This window comes from Porticoccus sp. GXU_MW_L64 (assembly GCF_052983295.1).
Window position 1 is genome coordinate 13086 of record NZ_JBRKJK010000015.1, and the last position, 21614, is coordinate 34699.

Annotated in this window: 23 protein-coding genes; 1 reads left to right on the plus strand and 22 read right to left on the minus strand. The window is 54.7% G+C overall.

Going from position 1 to position 21614, the window contains the following annotated elements; translation table 11 throughout:
- Window positions 1-50: 50 nt before the first annotated feature.
- The 4 genes from ACVBEJ_RS12015 to prmB form a co-directional block, all read right to left on the minus strand.
- On the minus strand, window positions 51-950 hold the full coding sequence (locus tag ACVBEJ_RS12015; protein WP_447129875.1) for a 5'-nucleotidase: 900 nt from the start codon (window positions 948-950) through the stop codon (window positions 51-53).
- Window positions 951-1010: 60 nt separating this feature from the next.
- On the minus strand, window positions 1011-2165 hold the full coding sequence (locus tag ACVBEJ_RS12020; protein WP_447129876.1) for an MFS transporter: 1155 nt from the start codon (window positions 2163-2165) through the stop codon (window positions 1011-1013).
- A gap of 13 nt (window positions 2166-2178) precedes the next feature.
- Complete coding sequence (aroC, locus tag ACVBEJ_RS12025) at window positions 2179-3276, minus strand: chorismate synthase (RefSeq protein ID WP_447129877.1); 1098 nt, start codon at window positions 3274-3276, stop codon at window positions 2179-2181.
- Window positions 3277-3410: 134 nt separating this feature from the next.
- Window positions 3411-4355: a 50S ribosomal protein L3 N(5)-glutamine methyltransferase gene (gene prmB, locus ACVBEJ_RS12030; protein ID WP_447129878.1), complete on the minus strand. Its 945-nt coding sequence runs from the start codon at window positions 4353-4355 to the stop codon at window positions 3411-3413.
- An 84-nt stretch (window positions 4356-4439) separates the two neighbouring features.
- Between prmB and folE the strand changes: the two genes are divergently transcribed.
- The gene (gene folE, locus ACVBEJ_RS12035; protein ID WP_447129879.1) at window positions 4440-4979 is read left to right on the plus strand and encodes a GTP cyclohydrolase I FolE; all 540 of its coding nucleotides are present in this window, start codon (window positions 4440-4442) and stop codon (window positions 4977-4979) included.
- Window positions 4980-5107: 128 nt separating this feature from the next.
- On the opposite strand, the gene ACVBEJ_RS12040 is transcribed toward folE, so the two are convergent.
- The 18 genes from ACVBEJ_RS12040 to ACVBEJ_RS12125 form a co-directional block, all read right to left on the minus strand.
- Window positions 5108-7165: a TonB-dependent receptor gene (locus tag ACVBEJ_RS12040; RefSeq protein WP_447129880.1), complete on the minus strand. Its 2058-nt coding sequence runs from the start codon at window positions 7163-7165 to the stop codon at window positions 5108-5110.
- Complete coding sequence (locus tag ACVBEJ_RS12045) at window positions 7165-8253, minus strand: PQQ-dependent sugar dehydrogenase (protein WP_447129881.1); 1089 nt, start codon at window positions 8251-8253, stop codon at window positions 7165-7167. The genes ACVBEJ_RS12040 and ACVBEJ_RS12045 overlap by 1 nt, the downstream gene beginning before the upstream one ends.
- Before the next feature lie 163 nt (window positions 8254-8416).
- Window positions 8417-8845 carry a hypothetical protein gene (locus ACVBEJ_RS12050; protein WP_447129882.1) on the minus strand — a complete coding sequence of 143 codons (429 nt, stop codon included), beginning with the start codon at window positions 8843-8845 and terminating at the stop codon, window positions 8417-8419.
- 21 nt (window positions 8846-8866) lie between these two features.
- On the minus strand, window positions 8867-10603 hold the full coding sequence (ggt, locus tag ACVBEJ_RS12055; protein ID WP_447129883.1) for a gamma-glutamyltransferase: 1737 nt from the start codon (window positions 10601-10603) through the stop codon (window positions 8867-8869).
- Between the two features lie 260 nt (window positions 10604-10863).
- Window positions 10864-11844 carry a malate dehydrogenase gene (locus ACVBEJ_RS12060; RefSeq protein ID WP_447129884.1) on the minus strand — a complete coding sequence of 327 codons (981 nt, stop codon included), beginning with the start codon at window positions 11842-11844 and terminating at the stop codon, window positions 10864-10866.
- A 194-nt stretch (window positions 11845-12038) separates the two neighbouring features.
- A complete protein-coding gene (locus tag ACVBEJ_RS12065) occupies window positions 12039-12644 on the minus strand; it encodes a dUTP diphosphatase (RefSeq protein WP_447129885.1) in 606 nt (201 codons plus the stop codon).
- Window positions 12645-12874: 230 nt separating this feature from the next.
- Window positions 12875-13654: a TatD family hydrolase gene (locus tag ACVBEJ_RS12070; RefSeq protein WP_447129886.1), complete on the minus strand. Its 780-nt coding sequence runs from the start codon at window positions 13652-13654 to the stop codon at window positions 12875-12877.
- 50 nt (window positions 13655-13704) lie between these two features.
- On the minus strand, window positions 13705-14058 hold the full coding sequence (locus ACVBEJ_RS12075) for a PilZ domain-containing protein (protein WP_447129887.1): 354 nt from the start codon (window positions 14056-14058) through the stop codon (window positions 13705-13707).
- 107 nt (window positions 14059-14165) lie between these two features.
- Window positions 14166-15110: a DNA polymerase III subunit delta' gene (locus tag ACVBEJ_RS12080; RefSeq protein ID WP_447129888.1), complete on the minus strand. Its 945-nt coding sequence runs from the start codon at window positions 15108-15110 to the stop codon at window positions 14166-14168.
- A complete protein-coding gene (gene tmk, locus ACVBEJ_RS12085; protein ID WP_447129889.1) occupies window positions 15103-15738 on the minus strand; it encodes a dTMP kinase in 636 nt (211 codons plus the stop codon). The genes ACVBEJ_RS12080 and tmk overlap by 8 nt, the downstream gene beginning before the upstream one ends.
- A 140-nt stretch (window positions 15739-15878) precedes the next feature.
- Entirely contained in the window at window positions 15879-16613 is a 735-nt protein-coding gene (locus tag ACVBEJ_RS12090; protein WP_447129890.1) for a ubiquinone/menaquinone biosynthesis methyltransferase, read from the minus strand.
- A 109-nt stretch (window positions 16614-16722) separates the two neighbouring features.
- The gene (locus ACVBEJ_RS12095) at window positions 16723-17010 is read right to left on the minus strand and encodes a helix-turn-helix domain-containing protein (RefSeq protein ID WP_447129891.1); all 288 of its coding nucleotides are present in this window, start codon (window positions 17008-17010) and stop codon (window positions 16723-16725) included.
- A gap of 421 nt (window positions 17011-17431) precedes the next feature.
- The gene (locus ACVBEJ_RS12100; protein WP_447129892.1) at window positions 17432-17602 is read right to left on the minus strand and encodes a hypothetical protein; all 171 of its coding nucleotides are present in this window, start codon (window positions 17600-17602) and stop codon (window positions 17432-17434) included.
- 197 nt (window positions 17603-17799) lie between these two features.
- A complete protein-coding gene (gene mltG, locus ACVBEJ_RS12105) occupies window positions 17800-18852 on the minus strand; it encodes an endolytic transglycosylase MltG (protein WP_447129893.1) in 1053 nt (350 codons plus the stop codon).
- Window positions 18837-19670, minus strand: a complete 834-nt coding sequence (pabC, locus tag ACVBEJ_RS12110; RefSeq protein WP_447129894.1) for an aminodeoxychorismate lyase — start codon at window positions 19668-19670, stop codon at window positions 18837-18839. Before pabC ends, mltG begins: the two co-directional genes overlap by 16 nt.
- Entirely contained in the window at window positions 19670-20578 is a 909-nt protein-coding gene (locus ACVBEJ_RS12115; RefSeq protein ID WP_447129895.1) for an alpha/beta fold hydrolase, read from the minus strand. The genes pabC and ACVBEJ_RS12115 overlap by 1 nt, the downstream gene beginning before the upstream one ends.
- Window positions 20560-21018 carry a phosphohistidine phosphatase SixA gene (gene sixA, locus ACVBEJ_RS12120; RefSeq protein WP_447129896.1) on the minus strand — a complete coding sequence of 153 codons (459 nt, stop codon included), beginning with the start codon at window positions 21016-21018 and terminating at the stop codon, window positions 20560-20562. Before sixA ends, ACVBEJ_RS12115 begins: the two co-directional genes overlap by 19 nt.
- Window positions 21018-21536 (minus strand): DUF4389 domain-containing protein, encoded by a 519-nt coding sequence (locus ACVBEJ_RS12125; protein WP_447129897.1) that lies wholly within the window; start codon window positions 21534-21536, stop codon window positions 21018-21020. The genes sixA and ACVBEJ_RS12125 overlap by 1 nt, the downstream gene beginning before the upstream one ends.
- Window positions 21537-21614 lie beyond the last annotated feature (78 nt).

Genomic DNA, 21614 nt, shown 5'->3' on the forward strand with positions numbered 1-21614 from the left:
ACAGCGTGTTCTGTAAAGCATCACCAGCCCCTGATCGCCACCGAAACCAATTACTCATTCGCCACCCCATGAGGCACATGGCCGGTCGCCACATACTCACTGGCAGAATCGCAGTGTTTTTGCTGGTCATCGAAAAATACATCGGCGCCAAAGGCTTTTAAAAAAGCGCCTTTATCCATGCCGCCGAGGAACAGGGATTCGTCCAGGCGGATATTCCAATGGCGCAGTGTGCGCACCACTCTTTCATGGGCGGGAGCGGAACGGGCGGTGACCAATGCTGTGCGGATGGGGCTGTCATCGCCGCCAAATTCGCTTTGTAGCTTTTGCAGCGCCTGCAAAAAGTTTTTGAAGGGGCCGCCAGTGAGCGGGGTTTTTGCCAGTGCCCGTTCGCTGTCAGTAAATGCAGGCAAGCCTTGTTGTTTGTATATTTTTTCCGCCTCGTCAGAGAAGATAACCGCATCGCCATCAAAGGCAAAGCGCAGTTCGTCATCGTTGTCATTGGCGCTGTTGGCGGATAACAAGGTGGCAGCGGCCACCCCATTTTTAAGGGCGTTGCGCACATCGTCGCCATGGGTAGACAAAAACAGATGGCAGCCAAATGCCGAGACATAGCGGTAAGGGCTGTCGCCGCCACAAAAAGCGGCGCGGGTAATATTCAGGCCATGGTGTTCGATGGAGTTAAAAATTCGCAAGCCGGTGTCGGCGGAGTTGCGGGACAGCAGAATAATTTCTACCCGCGGATCACCACCGAGTTTTTCGTTAATGCGCAGCAGCTTTTTAACCAGAGGAAATGCCTCCCCCGGTTGCAGGATGTCGTCTTCGTGGTCAATCTGATAGCTGGAATAGGCTTGCAGGCCATCGGCTTCATACACCTGATGACTGTCAGCCAAATCGAATAGCACCCGCGTTGACAGGGCGATTACCAGCTTGTCGTCACTGTTATTTGTCATTATCAATACTCCACAGCCAAACAACTGTATATAAATACAGAGCCAGCCGCAACATGTCAGTCATTCTCGATACCAGGCTGCAATCACCACCAGCCCAAACAGTGACACCAATGCCGCCAGGTTAAAGGTGAAATCCGCCCCAAGGTGCCATACCTGCCCCGCCACTATAGAGCCCACTGCGCCGCCCAAGCCAAAGCTGACCGCGGTGTACAACGCTTGTGCTTTGCTCTGATGGGCACTACCAAACAGGCGGCGAACGCCTTCAACGGCGGCAGCATGGAATACGCCAAAAGTGAACGCGTGAAACACCTGGGACAGCAACAGCCAGACCATCTGGTGTGCCAGATGGCCAATCAACAGCCAGCGGACAGCCGCGATTAACAGACTGGCCAACAGCAGCCCCTTGACGCCAAAACGGGGCAGCAGCCTGTGCATCAATAAAAACAGCAATACCTCGGCGATAACACCCAGCGCCCACAGCCAGCCGATGGTCAATTCGCTGTAGCCCAGATGCTGAAGATGAATACTGAAAAACCCGTAATAGGCGCCGTGCCCCAGTTGCATCAGCAAGCCACCCAGCAAAAATGCCACAGAGGTTTTTTTCAGCACCAATGACCAAAAACCTTTGTTGATCACTTTTGACCGGGGCTTGTCCTTTGAGGGAATCACCAGGCTGCTCATCATGGTCAACAGCAGTAATACCATGGCAATGGTGGGCAAGTGAAGAATGTTTTCATCACCCAGCAAGGCTCCGGCAGCCAGCACCAGAACGATAAAGCCCACCGACCCCCACAGGCGAATAAGACTGTAGCGTTCTGGCTGAGCGCCTAAAAAACCCAGAGTGATCGCTTCCTGTTGCGGCAAGATGGCGTTCCAGAAAAAACTGTAGGCAAACAGGATGGCCATTAACGGGTAAAAGCCCAGCTCCAGAAAATGACCGGCAAAAAATACCGTGGCCAGCAGGCACCCCACGCGCATCACCAACACCCGTTTGCCGGAACGGTCCGCCAGCCAAGCCCACAGGTTGGGTGCCACAACTTTGCAGGCGGTTACCGTACCCAGCAACCAGCCTATCTGTTCAGGGCTAAAACCCAACCATTGAAAATAAAGCGGCCAGTACGGTGCCAACACACCCAGAATGGCAAAGTAGAAAAAATAAAACGAAGAAAGCCGCCAGTAGGGAACTGGCGGCTTTTCTGGCAGCGCGTCCTGCATCGACAAAATCGGCTTATGGCTGCGCCGGTATCGGCGCGCTGCCCACCGATACATCACCGTTCTGGGCGCGGTGGCGCAGCAAGTGGTCCATCAATACCATTGCCAGCATAGCTTCGCAGATGGGTGCCGCACGTATGCCCACACAGGGGTCGTGGCGGCCAGTGGTGACCACTTCGATGGGCTCGCCCTGTACATTCACACTGTGGCCGGGAATCCGCAGGCTGGAAGTGGGTTTAAAGGCCACTTGCACGTCGATATTCTGGCCGGAGGAAATACCACCGAGAATGCCACCAGCGTGGTTGGACAAGAATCCCTGCGGAGTGATTTCGTCGCGGTGCTCGGTGCCCTTTTGCGCCACCGATGCGAAACCTGCACCAATCTCCACCCCTTTGGCGGCGTTAATACTCATCATGGCGTGGGCGATGTCTGCATCCAGCCGGTCGAATACCGGCTCACCCAAACCCACCGGCATGTTAGTAGCCACCACGCCTATACGGGCGCCTACGGAATTGCCCTCTTTGATCAGTTGTTGCATATACTCTTCAAGCTCGGGCACTTTGGCGGCATTGGCGCAGAAGAACGGGTTGTTGTCCACTTCGGCCAAATCCACCGTTTCAATCTCGATGGGGCCCAGCTGAGACAGGTAGCCGCGAATGCTTATGCCGCATTGCTCCTGCAGATATTTGCGGGCAATGGCGCCGGCGGCCACGCGCATGGCGGTTTCCCGTGCCGAAGAGCGGCCACCGCCGCGGTAGTCCCGATGGCCGTATTTGTGATGGTAGGTGTAATCCGCGTGGGCCGGGCGAAACTGATCTTTGATTTTGCTGTAGTCCTTGGAGCGTTGATCCATATTTTCAATCAACAAACCAATGGGGGTACCGGTGGTAACCCCTTCAAATACGCCGGAGAGAATTTTTACCTGATCTGTTTCCCGCCGTTGGGTGGTATAGCGGGATTGCCCCGGCTTGCGGCGATCCAGTTCTACCTGAATATCCGCTTCACTGATCGCCAGCCCCGGAGGGCAACCATCCACGATACAGCCCAATGCGGGGCCGTGGCTTTCGCCAAAGGTGGTGACGGTGAAAAGTTTTCCGTAGCTGTTGCCTGACATGACTATTTTCCAAGTTCGTTCACGTCATTGCGAGGAGCGCAGCGACGTGGCAATCCAGTGGTTTAAACGCAAAGGTACTGGATCGCCGCGCTCCGCTCGCGATGACAAATTTCGAGCTATTTACTTCAGATCCCTCAGGATGATGCTTCACACTGTATCAGTTGTTCCCGCGCGAGTACGCAAACCCCATGACCGCCGCGCTCGAACTCCACCCATTCAAAAGCCAACTGCGGATAGGCCGTTTCCAGCGCTGGCCAGGAGTTGCCCACTTCCAATACCAAATGCCCACCATTGTTCAAATGCTCTGCAGCTTGTGCCAACAGGCGGCGGGTAAAGTCCAGGCCGTCTTCACCAGAGGCCAGTGCCAGCGAGGGCTCGTGGTGAAATTCACTGGGCATGGTGCCAAAGTCCGTGGCATCCACATAGGGAGGATTGCACACAATCAGGTCGTAACGTTCGTTGTCCAGCCCCTGAAACAAATCCGATTGCAGCGCCCTCACCTGCCCAGTCATATGGTGCAGGTGAATATTCTGCTGCGCCAGCTCCAGGGCATCACTGGAAATATCGCTGATATCCACCTGCGCATCCTCAAACGCGTAAGCACAGGCAATTCCGATGCAGCCACTGCCGCAACACAGGTCGAGGATGCGTTGCGGCGCACTCTGCAACCAGGGGGAAAACTGCCCTTCAATCAACTCGCCAATGGGGGAGCGGGGTATTAATACCCGTTGATCCACCATAAATTCCAGCCCGCAAAACCAGGCCGACCCGGTAATATAAGGGGCCGGAATGCGTTCGTTAATGCGCCGCTCCAGCAATGCCACAACCCGCTGTTTCTCCCCACTGGTGAGGCGCGCATCCAATACCTGAGCGCCACTGCCGTTGGGCAAGTGCAGGCCGTGCAGAACCAGTGCCACAGCTTCGTCCCAGGGGTTGTCGGTGCCGTGACCAAAAAACAGCGCCTGCTCACTGAAACGGCTCGCCCCCCAGCGAATAAAATCCCGCACACTGTGCAGCTGCTCGGTAATTTCTGCCTGATCGTTCAACAGCAAATCCTGTGGGTTTCGGGAAGGCGACATTCTACCTATGTGGGCACAAAAATGCTTTACCTTAATTGCGCTTTCACGTACCTTAGCCGCCCCTTTTCCCCTCTCGACATTGCCATGAAAGACGCATTTGCCAAGATCATCGAAAGCGTTGGTGAAGACCTCAGCCGCCCCGGGTTGCAGGATACCCCCAAGCGGGCCGCCAAAGCATTTGAGTTCCTTACTCACGGCTACCACCAAAATCTGGATCAGGTCATCAACGGTGCGTTATTTCCCTGTGACAGCAAAGAGATGGTGATTGTCAAAGACATCGAACTGTACTCTTTGTGTGAACACCACCTGCTGCCCTTTATCGGCAAATGCCATGTGGCTTACATACCCGATGGCAGTGTATTGGGGCTATCCAAAGTGGCGCGCATTGTGGATATGTTTTCCCGCCGCCTGCAAATTCAGGAAAATCTCACCACCCAAATCGCCACCACCATCGAAGACGTAACCGGCGCGCTGGGTGTGGGCGTTATTATCGAAGCTCAGCATATGTGCATGATGATGCGCGGTGTGGAAAAACAGAACTCGTTGATGAAAACGTCCGCCATGCGAGGGTTGTTCAGGGACAACCAGATGACCCGCTCGGAATTCCTTTCGTTATTAAAATAATTCATTGCTGCCCTGCAAAATCTGAAGATATGAATCTGGAGTGGCGTGCTGTGACCGTGGCCGGCAGTCAAACCTGTATTGGGTTTAGGTACATCTGCCGCTTCTTTATGGGGCGGCAGTGAAAATAATCAGAACTGCAACTCCATACCGATTCGCCAAAACCGCTGCTGCCCCAGTGTTTCCAGACCACTGGCGGTGAGGGCAGACACCACTTTGCGATCAAACAGATTTTCCACTGCCAGCGACAAAGTAAGGCTGTCGTTCAGCGGGTAACTTGCAGACAGGTTTGCAGTAAACACCGCCGCCAGCTCTCGCTGGTTGAGATCATCGTCAAACTGATTGCCACTGTAACGCCCCTGCAGCGTGACCCAACCGCGAGTAAAACGATGGCTAAACGCACTGAAAAATCCGTGGCGAGGAGTCTGTACTGGCCGGTTGCCCAGCAGTGATTGGTTGGCGGCAAAGCGGCTGATGCGACTGTCTGTGTACAAATACCTGATTACCAGATCGCTGCTCTTACCCACTTTGAACTCGCCTTCCAGTTCAAGGCCATCGATATCGATGAGATCAATATTGGCCCGCTGCCGCAGCACACCCCCTGACGGTACAAAACCGCCCAGTGGGAAAAAACCGGGGCCAAAACCGATGGTGATATTACCCACAGAATCGTCAAACTGATTGCGATAGACCGTGGCTGTGGCTTTTGCGCCCTCTGCAAATTCCAGGGTGATACCCACTTCTGCGCCGTATAATGTTTCCGGCAACAGCCCGGGATTGGCCTCGGTAATGTCATTGACCACGCGAAACGGGCGATAAAATTCATTGATGGTGGGCAAACGCCAGCTGCGATAAGCCGCCGCGTTGAGCGACAGCTTTTTATTCAATGGGTAATACAGCCCCGCACGACCAGAAAACTCGCTGCCACTGCGGTTGGCGATATTGTCTTCGCGCAACAGGTTGCCGGTATTGATGTCTTGCTCACTGCGCTGGCCATTGAAAGTGCGGTAACGGTCCAGCCGGGAAGACAAACTCACCGCGCCCCACTCCCCCTGACGGTGAAAATCCGCAAACAGGCCAACCGTGCGCTGCTCGCCACCGGCGATGCGCTGGCGGGTAAACCCCTGCCCCAGATTGCGAAAGCGCTCGTTGGTTTCTCCCTTACTGTGGCGCCCTTCGATGCCCACTTCAAAATCACCAAACTGAAGTCGAGCCAGCAAACCGCCGCCGCGGGAAGGCACATCAAATTGGTCCAGCACCGGGCGTTCTGTGGTTCGATTGTCTCTGGCGCTGGCAAACACATTGGCAAAATCCGTGGTGCGGTAGTAACCCAACAGCTCCCAATTGAAATGGTCGTCAGTTTGCCGAACAAGCCGGAAAGAACTTTCCAGGCCCAGTGTGTCATTAAGGGCGGCAGCAAGGCCATTGGTTCGCCGCTCCTGAAAATAGCGCACAGTGCCAGTCGCGCGGGTACGGCTGGATAACTGCACGCCGCCACGTACACTGAGGGTTTTTGCACTGCTGGCGGCGGGAACATCGATGCTGCCCCGTTGCTCACTGGATAACAGTTGAGGCCCATCACTGCGAAAGCGCCCTGCGGACAGGGACAAATAACCCTTCTCAGCCACCCGGCTGGCTCCGACAGACAGGTTATAACTGTTGAACTCGCCGTATTCGGTAGCTACATAGCCGCCATTTTCTTCCGGAGTCAACGATTGCAAAGACACCGTGCCCGCCACCCCTTGAGGCCCAAATGCGCTGGCGCTACCGCCTTTGTGCACCGTTACCTCGGCAATATCCCGGGGGTTGATGGACGACCAGTAAACCCAGCCACCAAAAGGATTGTTAAGGGGGGCTCCATCCAGAGTGACCAGCACCCGACCGGCACCGTTGGCTCCCACTCCCCGGGCGGACAACCCCTGAGTTGTTGGGTGCGCCGTGAGGCTGCTGGTACGGCGAAACAAGCTCAAGCCGGGAATCTGTTTGAGTTGCTCGTCCAGCCGCAAAGCGCTGCGATGAGTGATGTCCAGTCTGGCTTTGGCCTGACCAATGGCAGTGACTGGCAAGGGGTTGCCAGAAACCCTGACTTCTTCAATAACACCTGTTGTGGCAGGCGTATTGGCAGCAAATACTGCTGGGCTGGCAGCGGTAAACAGCAGCCCTGCGCATAAACGAAAAAAATAAACCATTATTGTTTGGGTTTAACTCTCAGTACCTTGCCGGAAGAGCTGTCTGTCAACAGATACAGAAAGCCATCCGGACCGGCGCGTACATCACGAATACGTGAAGCCAGCTCCTTGAACAGTATTTCCTGATCTGTCACTTTGCCTTTTTCCAACGTCAAGCGGCGCACAGAAAGCTCCTTCAAGGCGGCCACAAACAGGTTATTTTGCCACTGCGGGAAGGCCGCACCACGATATTGACCCATACCCGCTGGCGCAATGGAGGGCACCCAATAAACCAGGGGCTGCTCCATATTGGGCAATTCCGTGTGCGGAGAGATAACGGAGCCGTTGTAATCAATGCCATAGGTGATGGCGGGCCAACCGTAGTTTTTACCCGGCTCTATCACATTGAGTTCGTCCCCACCTTTAGGGCCGTGTTCGTGCATGTACACCGAGCCGGTGTCCGGATCGTAGACAATGGCCTGGGGGTTGCGGTGGCCGTAGCTCCATATTTCCGGGCGCGCATTGGGCTGGCCAACAAACGGGTTGTCAGCGGGCACAGAGCCATCCGGGTTCAGGCGGATTGATTTGCCGTAATGGTTGTCCAGTTTTTGCGCCTGCTCCCGGTGATTGCCACCATCGCCATTGGCCGTCAACAAGGTGCCGTCCGGCAGCCAGATCATGCGGCCGCCGTAGTGAATGGCTCTGTTGCGCCAGGGCTCGGCGCTAAAAATCACCTCCACATCCGTAAGCGCCATGCCCACCAGCTTGCCTTTGGCAATACGCAGGGTTTTGCTTTTTTTATTGCCGTGAGCGTAAGACAGGTAAACCACCCCGCTTTGCTCAAAATCCTCGGCCAGCAGCACATCCAACAGGCCACCCTGCCCCTGTACATGAGCTTTGGGCACACCGCTGATGGGTTGAGACAACAGCCTGCCATCGCGAATCATGCGCAATTGCCCTGCGCGCTCGGTCACCAGCATGTCGCCGCTGGGCAGGAACGCTATGGACCAGGGGTAATTCAAATCTTCGGCAACGGTTTCTACCTGATACTGCCCCCAGGCAGCACTGGAAAAAAGCAGTACAAACACCACCCTGAACAAAAACGCCATACTGTTACCCTCTTGTAGCCTTGCATTCCAATCCTGTCAGGTACATTGGCACAGTACTCGCAGGCTTTTCCAGACACGCTGTGAATACGTCCTTGTACGCTCGATGGCCGCTATCCCTGCGGCCAACGGCCTGAAAAAGCCTGCGAGTACTGCACCGGCGAAATTAACCTGCAGAACTATTTGTTGCGGCCAGTAACCGATAGCACCAGCCACCGACAAGCCCGGAAAAAATCAACGCCAATACACCCCAGCCGCGAAAACCGGCAATCAGGGAGAGCCCAATCAGATTATTTACCAGGTAATTACCCAGCCATAACAACCCGCCAAAACACAGTGAAAAGAGCAGACTGTGGGCTGCCGAATCCAGGCTTTTTTTGCAGAGATGAGACAGCAACAATGTCATCAACAGCGCAGGAATAATAATGGCCCAGTACAGCGGTGCACTGCGCCAAATATCCGTAACGGTCACTTCCAGCCGGGTAGCCAACAGTACCGGTACATCCATGGCTGTCAGCTCCGCCAGCACAAATTGCGAGGCCGCAACACTGGCACAGACATGAGTCACCAGCGCGGCCATTAAAAATGCCAACAACTGCCTGATACGTCCTTCTCCCTATTTGACACCAATAGCTGCGCCGCCGGGCCAACGGGGGTCGCAGTAGCCGTACCAGCGACCCTGTTTAAACAAGATGGTGCTGGTGCGCCCGGGCATCCAGCGGCCAGAGTGGAGGTGGTGCCCCTGGCGTACCAGCAACAGCTGGGTATCCGGGCTGATGCCCTTTTCCAGACGCAGACGATCCGGCAGCCACTGGTGGTGAATACGCGGCGCAATGGCGGCTTCCGCCACGTTCATGTCAAAATCCACCATATTGAGAATGGTTTGCAGCACCACATTGATGATGGCGCTACCACCCGGGCTACCGGTGGCCATCCAGGGCTTGCCATCCTTGAATACCAGAGTCGGCGTCATGGAAGACAGTGGCCGTTTGCGGGGCTCAATAGCATTGGCCTCGCCACCCACCAGTCCATAAGCATTGGGCTGCCCCGGCTTGGCAGAAAAATCGTCCATTTCGTTATTGAGCAAAAAGCCCGCCCCCGGCACGGCGATACCACTGCCGTAGGAGAAGTTCAGAGTGTAGGTATTGCTCACCACGTTGCCCTGTTTATCCCACACGGTGAAGTGCGTGGTTTGCGGGCTCTCCTCCACTTGAGGCAGGGACGGCGACACGTTCAGCGATGGAGTCGCCCGCACCGGGTCGATGGTGGTGCGCAACTGTTCGGCGTAGTTTTTATCGATTAATTGCTCCGCCGGCACCTGGAAAAAATCCGGGTCACCCAGGTATTTACTGCGGTCGGCGTAGGCGCGGCGCATCACTTCCGTCAGGGTGTGGATATAGTTGGCGCTGTTGTGACCCATCTGTGAGAGGTCAAACCCCTCCAGCATATTGAGCATCTGGATCAGGTGCACACCACCGGACGATGGCGGTGGCATGGAAACCACTTGATAGCCCCGATAACTACCACTGACCGGCTGGCGTTCTACCACCTGGTACTGAGCCAGATCATCCAGGGTGATCAAACCATTGCCACGCTCCATTTCCGCCACAATGCGTTTGGCCACTTCGCCTCTGTAAAAACCGTCAGCGCCTTTTTTGGCGATTTGTTTCAGTGTCCAGGCGAGGTCTTTTTGCACCAATCTGTCGCCGGGCTGATAGCCGCTGCCATCGGGCTTGAAAAAATAGCCCGCCGCTGCCGGGTTTTGTTTCAGGCGAGCACCTCGCCATTGCAGGGAGTGAGCCAGCGGGTAACCGACCACAAAGCCTTGTTCGGCCAGCTCAATAGCCGGCGCCATTACTTTTTTCAGGGGCAGCGAACCGTACTGTTCCTGGGCGTGCAATAACCCGGCTACCGTACCGGGCACCCCGGCAGACTGGTGGCTGGCGCGAGCCCGTTCGCCGTCTACACCACCCTGTTCATTCCAGAACATCTCTCGGTGAGCCGCCGCCGGAGCCAACTCGCGATAATCCAGGGCGATGGTGCGGTTTTCTTCCGCCAGATACAGCAGCATAAAGCCGCCACCGCCGATATTGCCGGCCTGGGGAAAGGTCACCGCCAGGGCAAAACCGGTGGCCACGGCTGCATCCACGGCATTGCCACCCTGGGCGAGAATATCTGCCCCAACCTGGCTGGCCAGCGTATCCCGAGCCACCACCATGCCCGCCTCGCCAATGGCTGGGTGCACTCGGGCACCGAAATCCAAAATGGGGGCGTCGGGGGTAGTTTCGGCGGCGTGCACTGCGGGGCTGGCAATCAGTACGGCAAAAAAACAGGCCAGGTATGGGCGCAACATGGAATCAGTCTCCTATCTATTGCGGGCAATCATAGCAAGCAAAGTGCTTTCTGTTTACCCTCTTTGCAGTCGACCGTTCGGCGGAAACTCGGCAATCCGATCAAAAAGCCACTATTCTTTACAGTGCTCCATTAAATGAAGCAAGCCTACCCCTAGCCACCGACCAGGTGGCCGCAAAAGCCCCATCCGACAAAGTGCGAATGGGGCTTTTTGGGGCCAAAAAAAACCGCCCGAAGGCGGTTTTCATATTGCTTAAACTGTTACGGCAGCAGGTGTGCCACGCCGTCGCGTTCTTCTTTCAGCTCCTGTTCAGTGGCGGTCATTCTGGCGCGGGAGAAGTCATTGACCTCCAGACCTTGAACGATCTGCCAGTCGCCGTCTTTGCAGGTGCAGGGGTAAGAGTAGATCAAACCGGCTTCAATGCCGTAAGAGCCATCGCTGTAGATGCCCATGCTCACCCAGTCGCCATCCGCAGTGCCCAAGGCCCAGCTGCGAATATGGTCGATGGCGGCATTGGCAGCGGAAGCGGCGGAAGATGCACCGCGAGCGTTAATAATGGCGGCACCGCGCTGCTGAACGGTGGGAATAAAATCGTTTTCGTACCACTCCTGCTCAACCTGTTCCACAGCCACTTTGTCGTTAACTATGGCGGTGTGCAAGTCCGGGTACTGGGTGGCGGAGTGGTTGCCCCACACGGTCATTTTGGTAATGCCGCTGCTGTGCACACCCAGTTTGTTGGCCAGTTGCGACATGGCGCGGTTGTGGTCCAGGCGCATCATGGCGGTAAAGTTGCGCGGGTTCAGGTCCGGCGCGTTGCGTTGGGCAATCAGCGCATTGGTGTTCGCCGGGTTGCCAACCACCAGCACTTTCACATCGCGAGAGGCGTGGTCGTTAAGCGCCTTGCCTTGCACAGAAAAGATTGCGGCATTGGCTTCCAGCAAGTCCTTGCGTTCCATGCCGGGGCCACGGGGCCGGGCCCCTACCAGCAGGGCGTAATCCGCATCCTTGAAGGCCACATTGGGGTCATCGCTTTGCACCATGCCTTGCAGCAGCGGGAAAGCACAGTCTTCCAGCTCCATAGCCACCCCTTTAAGGGCTTCAAGAGCCGGGGTAATTTCCAGCATTTGCAGAATAACGGGCTGATCTTTGCCCAGCATATCGCCAGCGGCAATACGAAACAGCAAGGAGTAACTGATTTGACCGGCTGCGCCAGTCACGGCAACGCGTACAGGTGCTTTCACGTGGATTCTCCGAATATAGAAAAGATTGGGTAATTAAATGACCGCTGGATTATAAGGGATCGGCGGCCATATCTGAATGCTTCAAGTGGGGTATTAGACCAATGTGTAGCCCGGGTGCAGCGCAGCGAAACCCGGGGCAGGTTATGATCAAGCTACGTTCCCGGGTTTCGCTGCGCTGCACCCGGGCTACCTGTTTAACCTGGGTAGCGGGATTGCAGCGCGGTGTATAACTGATCTTTAAAATCGGCGCTGGCAGTATCCAGTTGCTGCACTGCTTCTACCAGGTGCTCATTGTCTTCGCGGCCATTCCATATCTTGATGTAACTACCATCTTTGTAGCCGTGATCCTGGCGGAAAAAATTGAGCACGTTCTTGCCCACATAGCGCACATAGAGCTCATTAAAATCCATATCCACACCGGCCATCAGGCGGGCAAAGCCGGGGATATCAAAGCCTTTGGTTTGCAGGGTGATTTGGGTAAAAGATTCCAGGTCGGTGCGAAAGTCATCGCCCTGTCCGTTCAGTTGAGCCTCTACCCTGGCGGCAATCTCGTCACCAGAGCCCCCTTCCAGCAGCAAGATGCTGAGACCAAAATGCCAGATATCCACCAGTTCCAGCTTCACCTGGTCCACATCCGGCTGTTGGTGCTTCCACCACTTCCAGCCGTAGTGGTCCATTAATTCGCCACATTCGATCCAGATAGCCCGATACCAGGCAAAGCCGCGCTCGCGCCAGTCACTGTGAACCTTGCTGTTCATAGCGTCTTGCAGTTCCAGCATGGTAAGAATTTGTTGTTGCATGTTTTGCCTCTTGGTATTTATGGGACGGTCATCTTGAACGAAATAGAGCCTACATTTCCTTTATCCTGAGCAGCTCAGCCTATGCTTGCGTCATCCTGAGCGGCACGGCCTATGCTTCCGTCATCCTGAGCGGCACAGCCGCGTGAGGATCTCGTAACTATCCGATCATGAGATCCTTCGCTGCGCTCAGGATGACAGTGAAACCCAATCAGGATGACAGTGAAACCCAATCAGGATGACAGACTGCCAAATAACTTCTGGAAATTTTCACCGGTTTGGCGAATTACGGTTTCTTCACTAACGCCTTTGATTTCAGCCACACAGCGGGCCACTTCTACCACGTAGCGGGGTTCGTTTTGCTTGCCTCGATACGGTACCGGCGCCAGCCAGGGGGAGTCGGTTTCTACCAGTATTCTTTCCAGTGGCAGCGCCTTGACCACAGCCCGCAAGTCCGTGGCATTGCGAAAGGTGATAATGCCGGAAAAAGAAATGTAATAACCCATATCCATGGCACTGCGGGCCATTGCTTCTGTTTCCGTAAAACAGTGCAGCACCCCGGCCTTTTTGCCGCCGTACTGCTCGATGCATTGCAGGGTTTGCTGGCGCGCCTCGCGGGTGTGGACGATCACCGGCTTGCCAATGTTGTTGGCCGCTTGCAGGTGGCGCACAAAACTCTGTAACTGCCAGTCGGCGGTTTCGCTGCTGTAATGGTTGTCCAGGCCGGTTTCACCGATGGCCACCACTTTGGGGTGCCCGGCGAGCTCTGTGAGTTCACTGATTTCCGGCAGTGGCGGCAAATCCCGTTGCAGCGGGTGTACGCCCACTGATGTCACAATATCGTCCTGTTGTTCCGCCAGTTTTTGAATGTTGCGGGCTGAATCCAGATTCACCGCCACACTGAGAAATTGCCGTACCCCACACTGCCGGGCACTGGCCAGCAGCTCATCCAGGCCGCCGCTGTAGTGGTCGCAATTGAGGTGATCGAGGTGGCAGTGAGAATCCACAAGCATGGCGTGAAATACCGGAAAAACAGCTGAGAAGGCGGACGAGCAAATGCTCGTCACATGGTATGAGTGTGTTCTGCGCTTTGCAGCAGCCCCGCGAGGTAGGCTTCGATTTTACCCAGAAGTTCAATATTGGCCTCGTCCAGCTGAATACCAATACCCTGCTTGCGCTGACCACCCAGGCCTTTGGGGGATATCCACACCACCTTGCCGGTAATGGGGATTTTTTCCGGCTCATCCATCAATTGCAGCAACACAAACACTTCATCACCCAGCAAATATTCCTGCTTGCTGGGCACAAACAGGCCGCCATTGGCAATAAATGGCATATAGGAAGCATACAGATCTTCCTGGCTGGAAAGTTTGAGGTTGAGAATGCCGTTGCGTACACCGCCGCCTAACGCGTCCATAGATAATATTGTTTCTTGCTGTGGTTGTTATTGTTGAAGCGCTTATTGGCACGGATAGTACGCCATGGGCCGATCACTGGCAATGGCTGCCCCCTGGACGGGCCCGGTCAGGCTGTCATGATCTGCCAATCCATCAGCAGTGATTCCCACAACAACTGCGGATTGGGGTTGCTGCTCTCCAGTTCACGGCGCGCCACTGCGATGCGATCCAGCAGCTGAAACCAGGTTCGGGTAGCGGCGTCACCGGGCTGACTGCGAATGGCGTCCTGCACACGCAGCATCAACCACTCCAGGCGTTCCCGGGCAGGCTGGCGATAGCACTTTTCCGCCGCCACCACTGCCGACAGGCTGTGCTCAGACAACTGTTCCAACAGCTGATAAAAACTCTGCCGCTGCTCCAGCAGGTCGCTTTCAACCAGTTTGAGAGCCTGCAGCGGGCGCCCACCCGCCTGCTGCAACAGCCAATCCGGGTCCTGCTCACTGCTGCTCACCCGAGCCAGCCAGTCGCGGCTGGCCACCGCATCCGGCAGCGGATGGCTGAGCATCTGGCAGCGGCTGCGAATGGTCGCCGGCACCAGAGACAGCTGATGGCAAACCAGAATCAGCAAGGTGTTATCGGTGGGTTCTTCAAGGGTTTTCAGCAAGGCATTGGCGGCATTGACGTTCATGGCTTCGGCGGGCTCGATCAACGCCACCTTCCAACCGCCCTGCTGAGCGGTTTTCGCCATAAAATCACAGAGCTGGCGAACCTGGTCTATTTTGATGGCTTTGCCTTCTTCCTCTGGCGCCAAGCGTTTCAAATCCGGAAAACTCTCAGCAGCAATCAGCTTGCAACTTTTGCAAGTGCCACAGGCATAGTCCCCCACCGGCTCGCGACAGATCACCCGTTGTGCCAGGGCGCGGGCGAACCGGGATTTGCCCACGTCTGCGGGGCCAGTGAGCAACAGAGCGTGAGGCAGGCGTTGCTGCTGGTGTTGCTGGACAATGCCGTCCCACAGCTCCCCCTGCCAGGGGTAAGGCATGGCCAGTGTTTGTGTCGCAGGGTCAGCCATCAGTCAATCCTGCCACAAACTGTTGCAGGGTGATGTCGATCTGGCCTTGAACCCGATCCAGTGGCAATGAAGCATCAACCACCTGACAGCGTTTGGGTTGCTGGCGGGCGCGCTCCAGGTAAGCGTCGCGAACCCGCGTAAAGAACTGCTGGCGTTCAGCCTCAAAGCGATCCGGGTCACTGCGTTTACGAGCCCGCTGTAAACCCAACTCCACCGGCAAGTCCAGCAGCAAGGTCAAATCCGGGCGCAGCTCACCCTGAACCAGTTGTTCCAACTGCGCGATCTGTTCGCTACTTTGGCCGCGGCCACCGCCCTGATAGGCATAAGTGGCATCGGTAAAACGGTCGCAAAGCACCCACTTGCCCGCCGCCAGCGCCGGCTCGATCACCTGGGCAATATGCTGGGAACGGGCGGCAAACATCAGTAACAGCTCGGCAGTTTCATCCACCGGCTCATCTCTGGGGGTTAGCAGTAAATGTCGAACATCCTCCGCCAACGGCGTGCCACCGGGCTCGCGGGTAGTCACAAAAGCAATACCCCGCCCTGTAAGCCATTGCTGGATAAAGGCCATATTGGTGGTTTTACCCACCCCTTCGGTGCCTTCAAGGGTTATAAATTTGCCGCGCATATGGCCTCAAGTGATGGTAGATGGTTTGGCCCAGGTGCATAACAGCCTGCCGGCCAGAAGGCGGGATTATAGGGTATCTGTTTACAGTCTGTCAGGGAGCGGCAAGCGATTTTTATCCTTATTGGTTAGGTGAAAAATTCTCATTTCCTTGCTGTATGGATTGCAACGATGCCAAGTGATAGCCGAATAAAGTTAACTTTCCTCAATCCCATATTTTCCATCTCAAGCTTTAAGTCTTCAGCAGTTGGAAATTCCTTTATTCCCTGAAGTAAGTATTTATATGCCGAGGCGTCTCCACCTGTGGCAATCCAACCGATTATTGGCATGCCTATTTCCATATATAGTAAATAGGCTCGATGAAGCCACTTTATAGATATGTTTGATGCCTCAAGAATAATAATTCTTCCGCCAGGTTTAAGAACTCTAATTGCTTCTTTCATTGCAGATTTTCGGTCACAGATTTTTAACCCAAGTGACATCGAGTAGCAATCAACACTTTCCGTTTCAATCTGATTCAAATCCTGGGCATCAAGAATTTCAAGTTCAACTGTTTTGCCGACTTTCGATCCTAGCCGTTGATTTGCAATTTTCAGCATCTGTGGGCTAATGTCTGATGCCGTAATGAAGCGATCTGAGTAATTCGACTCCTGCTTTAACACTCTAAGAACAATATCGCCAGTGCCAGTAGCGGTATCGAGTAAATTGATCCATTTTTCTTTTGCGATTAATTTGGCAACTTCCCTTTTCCAAATGCGGTGAATCCCGAGACTAAATAGATCGCAAAGTAAATCGTAGCGGCCAGCAATTCTTCCAAAAATGTCATCAGCCCGAGTATTAAACTCAGCGGCATTATTCGTTTCAGCTGATGAAGCCACTTTGTTTACCTCGTCTAACGCTCCTGACACCGGAGAGCATGCAGTGCGAGCCCAGTAGAGGCCACGCTTTTTGTGGCCGGAACGTGGTGCTCAGACTTGTTACACATTTTTAATGTAGCTGATTAAAAACTTCAGGGTGTTGCTCGGCGATACGCAACAGTGCAATTGCTGGGCCCTGAGGAGATCTGCGACCTTGCTCCCAATCTTGTAAGGTGCGAGTACTCACACCAAGAAGACCCGCAAAAGCAGACTGAGAAAGCCTTAGCTTTGACCGAATAATTTCAGGCGATGATGGCTCAGTTAATTCGGTGGTTTTAAGCCTGCCACCATTTTTTTTGAAAGATTTAATTTCATTGATACCATCTAGGATTTCAGCACCAATATCACGTTTACTCATAGCTGATAGCCTCCGCAATTTGTCTCAGTATGTGGGCAGGGATAGTTGAACGCTCTGATTTACTGTAGATGGTTAGCATCCAGATTTCGTGATCTGGCCGTTTCCAATAATAGATAACCCGAACGCCACCACTTTTGCCCTGACCAGTCGGAGCCCACCTGACCTTTCTGACACCCCCAGTTCCTTTGATCAGATCACCTGCATCTGGCTTTTGCATCAGATAGGTCTGCAGACCGCGATATTCATCGTCAGAAAGATAGCTGGATAGCAACTTTGTGAAATTTGTGGATTCAATGAATATCATTGCACAGCATTATACGGCAATGCCGGACAATAGCAAGATGCTTATTTTGATGTGTAACGCCCAAAGCTGTGGGCGCTTTAGCGCCCCGCAGCCTTTTCTTGTTATATTTTGTTTTGGTCAACTTGCAGCCCTGTTTTTTTTGGTTTTTTGTAGCTGCTCGATAGCAAATTCTTCGGTAACAAACCCTATTACATCACTAGAATCAAGTAGACCGCCCTCTAAAACCCCCGCGTTAATTTCTTTTTCCGAATTTGTAATGAAAACTTTTTCTTTGACTCCCGAACTCACATCAAGTTGTTTACCTGAATCCGTGATTTCAGAGCGAGTGTAGAGTGCAAGATATTGGTTTCACAGTGGAATTGAAAAATCTTAGCTTCACCCGTCGGTTAAGTGGGTATTTTTCAAACCGCTGTGGAATCAAGAGCTTGTGCTGTGCGCCGCTCTGAAGTCACGGATTCAGGTTTCTATTAAAACCGATCTGTTTGCTACTGTCCCGGCGCCGACCGATAGTCACTGCGCCGTTGTTTTCGCTGGTATTTATCCACCGCTTTTTCATGTTCCGCCAGGGTCGCGGAAAAGTAGTGACTGCCATCGCCTTTGGCCACAAAGTACAGTGCCTCCCCTTCTGCCGGGTGCAGGGCGGCATGGATGGCGTCGGCACCGGGATTGGCGATGGGGGTTGGTGGCAGGCCTTTTATCACGTAGGTGTTGTAGGCGGTTTTTTGCCGCAAATGGGTGCGGGTCAGGTTGCCCTGATAACTATCTCCCAAACCGTAAATTACCGTGGGGTCGGTTTGCAGGCGCATGCCTTTTTGCAGGCGGCGCACAAATACACCGGCGATTTGCGGGCGTTCCCAGGCAACGCCGGTTTCTTTTTCGATAATGGACGCCATAATCAGCGCCTCATAGGGCGTTTGGTAGGGCAAGCCAGCATCCCGCTGCTGCCAGAGTTTGTGCAGTGTCTCTTTCATGGCCCGATGGGATTGCTGCAAGATTTGTTCTATGGAGTCACCGCGCTGGTAGCGGTAGCTGTCCGGGAACAGCCAGCCTTCCGGATTGCCATCAGATGTGCCATAAGGGTTGCCTTCTATAAACGATAACAGCTCACTATCGTTCAGTTTGCTGCTTAAATAAGGTTGCCGGCGCAGCCGTTGCAACCATTGTTTGGCGGTTAAACCTTCCGGCAAGGTCACCTGGTGATACACCACCTGGCCGCTGTTGAGTTGTTGCAACAGCTGTGCGGGTGTCACCCCCGGCTGCAGGCGGTAATCCCCTGCCTGAATATCTGTCAGCCCGGTAAAGCGCGCATAGAGTCGTACCCCGGCCAACTGTGGCTTGCCGCCAAACAGGGAATTTTCCGATTCCAGCTTTTGCAGCACTCGCGTCAAATTGCTGCCGGATTCCACCCGCAGCTCTACCGGCTGCTGCAGTGGCAGTGGCTGTTGCACATAGCCTTGCAGCCACCAATAGCCAGCCAGAGACAGCAGAACTGCCAGCAATATGAGCGTTAGTAAAAAGCGTTTCAACAGCGAAAGCACGGGTACTGCTCCCCCAGAATTCGGCGCAGTTGCTGCCCCTGGGTAAATTCTTTGTAATTTACCAGTTGATCCACTGAGGCCACCGACCGTATGCCCTGCACGGAGTTGCAGAGAATCATTTCGCAAGCCTTGGCCAGCTCATCCCGCTGCATGTCTCTCTCAATAACATCAATTCCCAGGGCTGGGCAAAGTTGTTCCATAATTACCCGCCGCATCACTCCGGCTACACCGCAGCGATGCAACTTCGGCGTTACCCAGGCGCCCCGCAGCCAGACAAACAGGTTGCTGGCCACCGCCTCTACCGGCCGACCCTGGGTATCCAGCATAATGCCCTCGCCAATATCGCTGCCGTTCCACTCCTGGCGGGCAATAATCTGGTCGAGGCGATTAAGGTGCTTGATGCCTGCCAGCGGCGGGTTATTGGGCAGGCGGTGCTGGCACAAACGCACATGCAGAGGCTCACTGCTTGTTGAGGCCAGCGGGTGCCATTGCAGCACAATATTGGGTTGCGCCAGTTCCGACGTCTGATAGCCGCGGCCACCGTAACCGGCGGTAAGCAGAATTTTTGCCACTCCCGCTTCAGTGCGGTTTTTAATAAAGCTCAGCAGTTGTTTTTCAAGCCCATCCAGGTCCACCGCAATACCCAGCACCTGGGTGCCCATGTGCAAGCGTTCCAAATGGTATTGAAGCAATAGCGCTTTGCCATTGCACACTCGCAGAGTTTCAAACAGGCCGTGGCCATAGGCCAGGCCACGGTCGCTGGTTTCCAGCTCTGAGGCTGGCTGGCCGTTGATCCAGCAGGATGATTGTTCAGTCATTAGCTATCTCTAGGGGTATTCTCAATGACGGGCTGGTTGAAAAAATCTGATAGCTGTCGGGCAATGGCTTGCTTGGCACCTTCCATGTGCAGATGGTGGCCGCCATCCAATACCACTTTTTGACAGCTTTTGATCTGTTGCCAGTAGCTGGCGAACAGGTGCTCCTTGATATCCAGTTGTTCATTGCCCAGAAACAACATCACCGGTGCCTTTACCTGGTGGATAAAAGCGCGCAGCTGGCCGTCGCTGTATTTCACATCCGAGGACGCTTGCAAGCGGGGGTCGGCGGTCCAGTAATAGCCATCATCATCTTGTGCCAGGCCGCGTTCGGCAAACAGTTCGGCGGCTTGTTGGCTCAGGGGAAAGCTGCCCTTTATGCGCACGGTCAGTGCATCTTGCCTGGCTGAGTATCGGCGGCGGCGATATTCCCGGTATTTGTAGCGGTCGGCAATGGCCTGGGCCAGTTGCAGTGGAGCCTCTGCTTCGGAAATGGGCAACGGCACCAGGCCATCGATCAAGGCCAGTTTAGCCACTTTTTCCGGCGCACTGGCGGACAGCAACACCGCAATCATGGCACCCCGCGAGTGCCCTAACAGGTGAAAGCGTTGCCAGCCCATTTGTTGCGCTACCTCAAGAATTTCCCACACATCCTGCCACAGGTTATAGCCGGAATCTGCCGAGCGCTGCTGGCTGTGGCCGTGGCCCGCCAGGTCCAGGGAGAGAATATTTGCCGTGGGCAATTGCTGCGCCAGTGGTTGAAAGGAATTGGCGTTATCCAGCCAGCCGTGCAATGCGATAACTGGCTGGCCATCGCCTTCAGTAGCTGGCCAGTAGCGCGCCGCCAGGGTGCGACCGGCAACGGTGAACTGCTTTTCCTCTACTGGCCGGTTCAAGGTTGCTGCAACCATTCAAGGGTGGCACCGCCCCGGCAAAAGCCCAGCACATTCAGGCAGGCCAAGCAGCTGGTGGACATTTGATGGGCCAGGTCAGTGCGGTCAGTCAGGCGGTTGAGCCACTCCCCCACCAGGGGCTGGTGGGTCACCAGTAAAATTTGTTGGCGGGCCGAGTGTTCGAGTAATACTTCCAGTTCGTGAATATCGCCTTCTGGAAGCAACGGCTTGATGATGTCGGGCTTCAAGCTGCCGCCCAGGGTTTGGCAGGCAATATCTGCGGTTTGCCGGGCGCGCAGTTTGGGGCTGCAGAAAATAGCATCCAGACCCGCCATGGCATTGCCGGCCTGTTCGATCACGTTCTGCGTCTGGCGGATGCCCAGTGGCGTCAGGGGACGTTCACCCCCTGTGGTTGTGTGGTAAGCCGCATCGCCATGGCGTAGCAGGTAAAGTTTCATCACCGCTTTCCGGTGTCGCCCTCTTGCTCTGATGCCTGGTCAGGGCGGTTGTCTTCGGTGAAAGATGGCACATCACCAGTGGCCGCAGGCTCGTCATCCAGTTCCACCTCTGCTTCGCCGCCCTGATAACTCGGTTCCGATTGTGAAGGTTCCGGTGCAGGTGCTGCTTGCGGCTGACTCTGTGGCTCCGGCTGAGCCTCGGTTTGTGGTGCCTGATAGGGTTCGGTGGGCTCTACAGTGGGCCACTCGTTGAACGGAAAGGGTTTTTCCTCGCTGTTAAAAGTAACGAACAGCAAGCACTGGTGAACCCATGTGCTGAGACCCTGGCCAAAGTTGCGCAGGTTGTCATTGTCGCGACCGACAATCAGCACCAGTAGGAATTGGAACAGCGCCACAAACCAGAGAAGGATTCGGGCTATCCACAGGCAAAACAGGGTCAGCATCATAAATACCAGGCGCAACCACACATTGACGTTCAGCAGGTTGGTTTGCCACTGGTTTTGGGTTTCGTTGCTCATGGTGTACTCCAGTAATTGAATGTACTGCTTACAAACTATGCCACGGTTAAGAGATTCTTCGCTGCGCTCAGAATGACG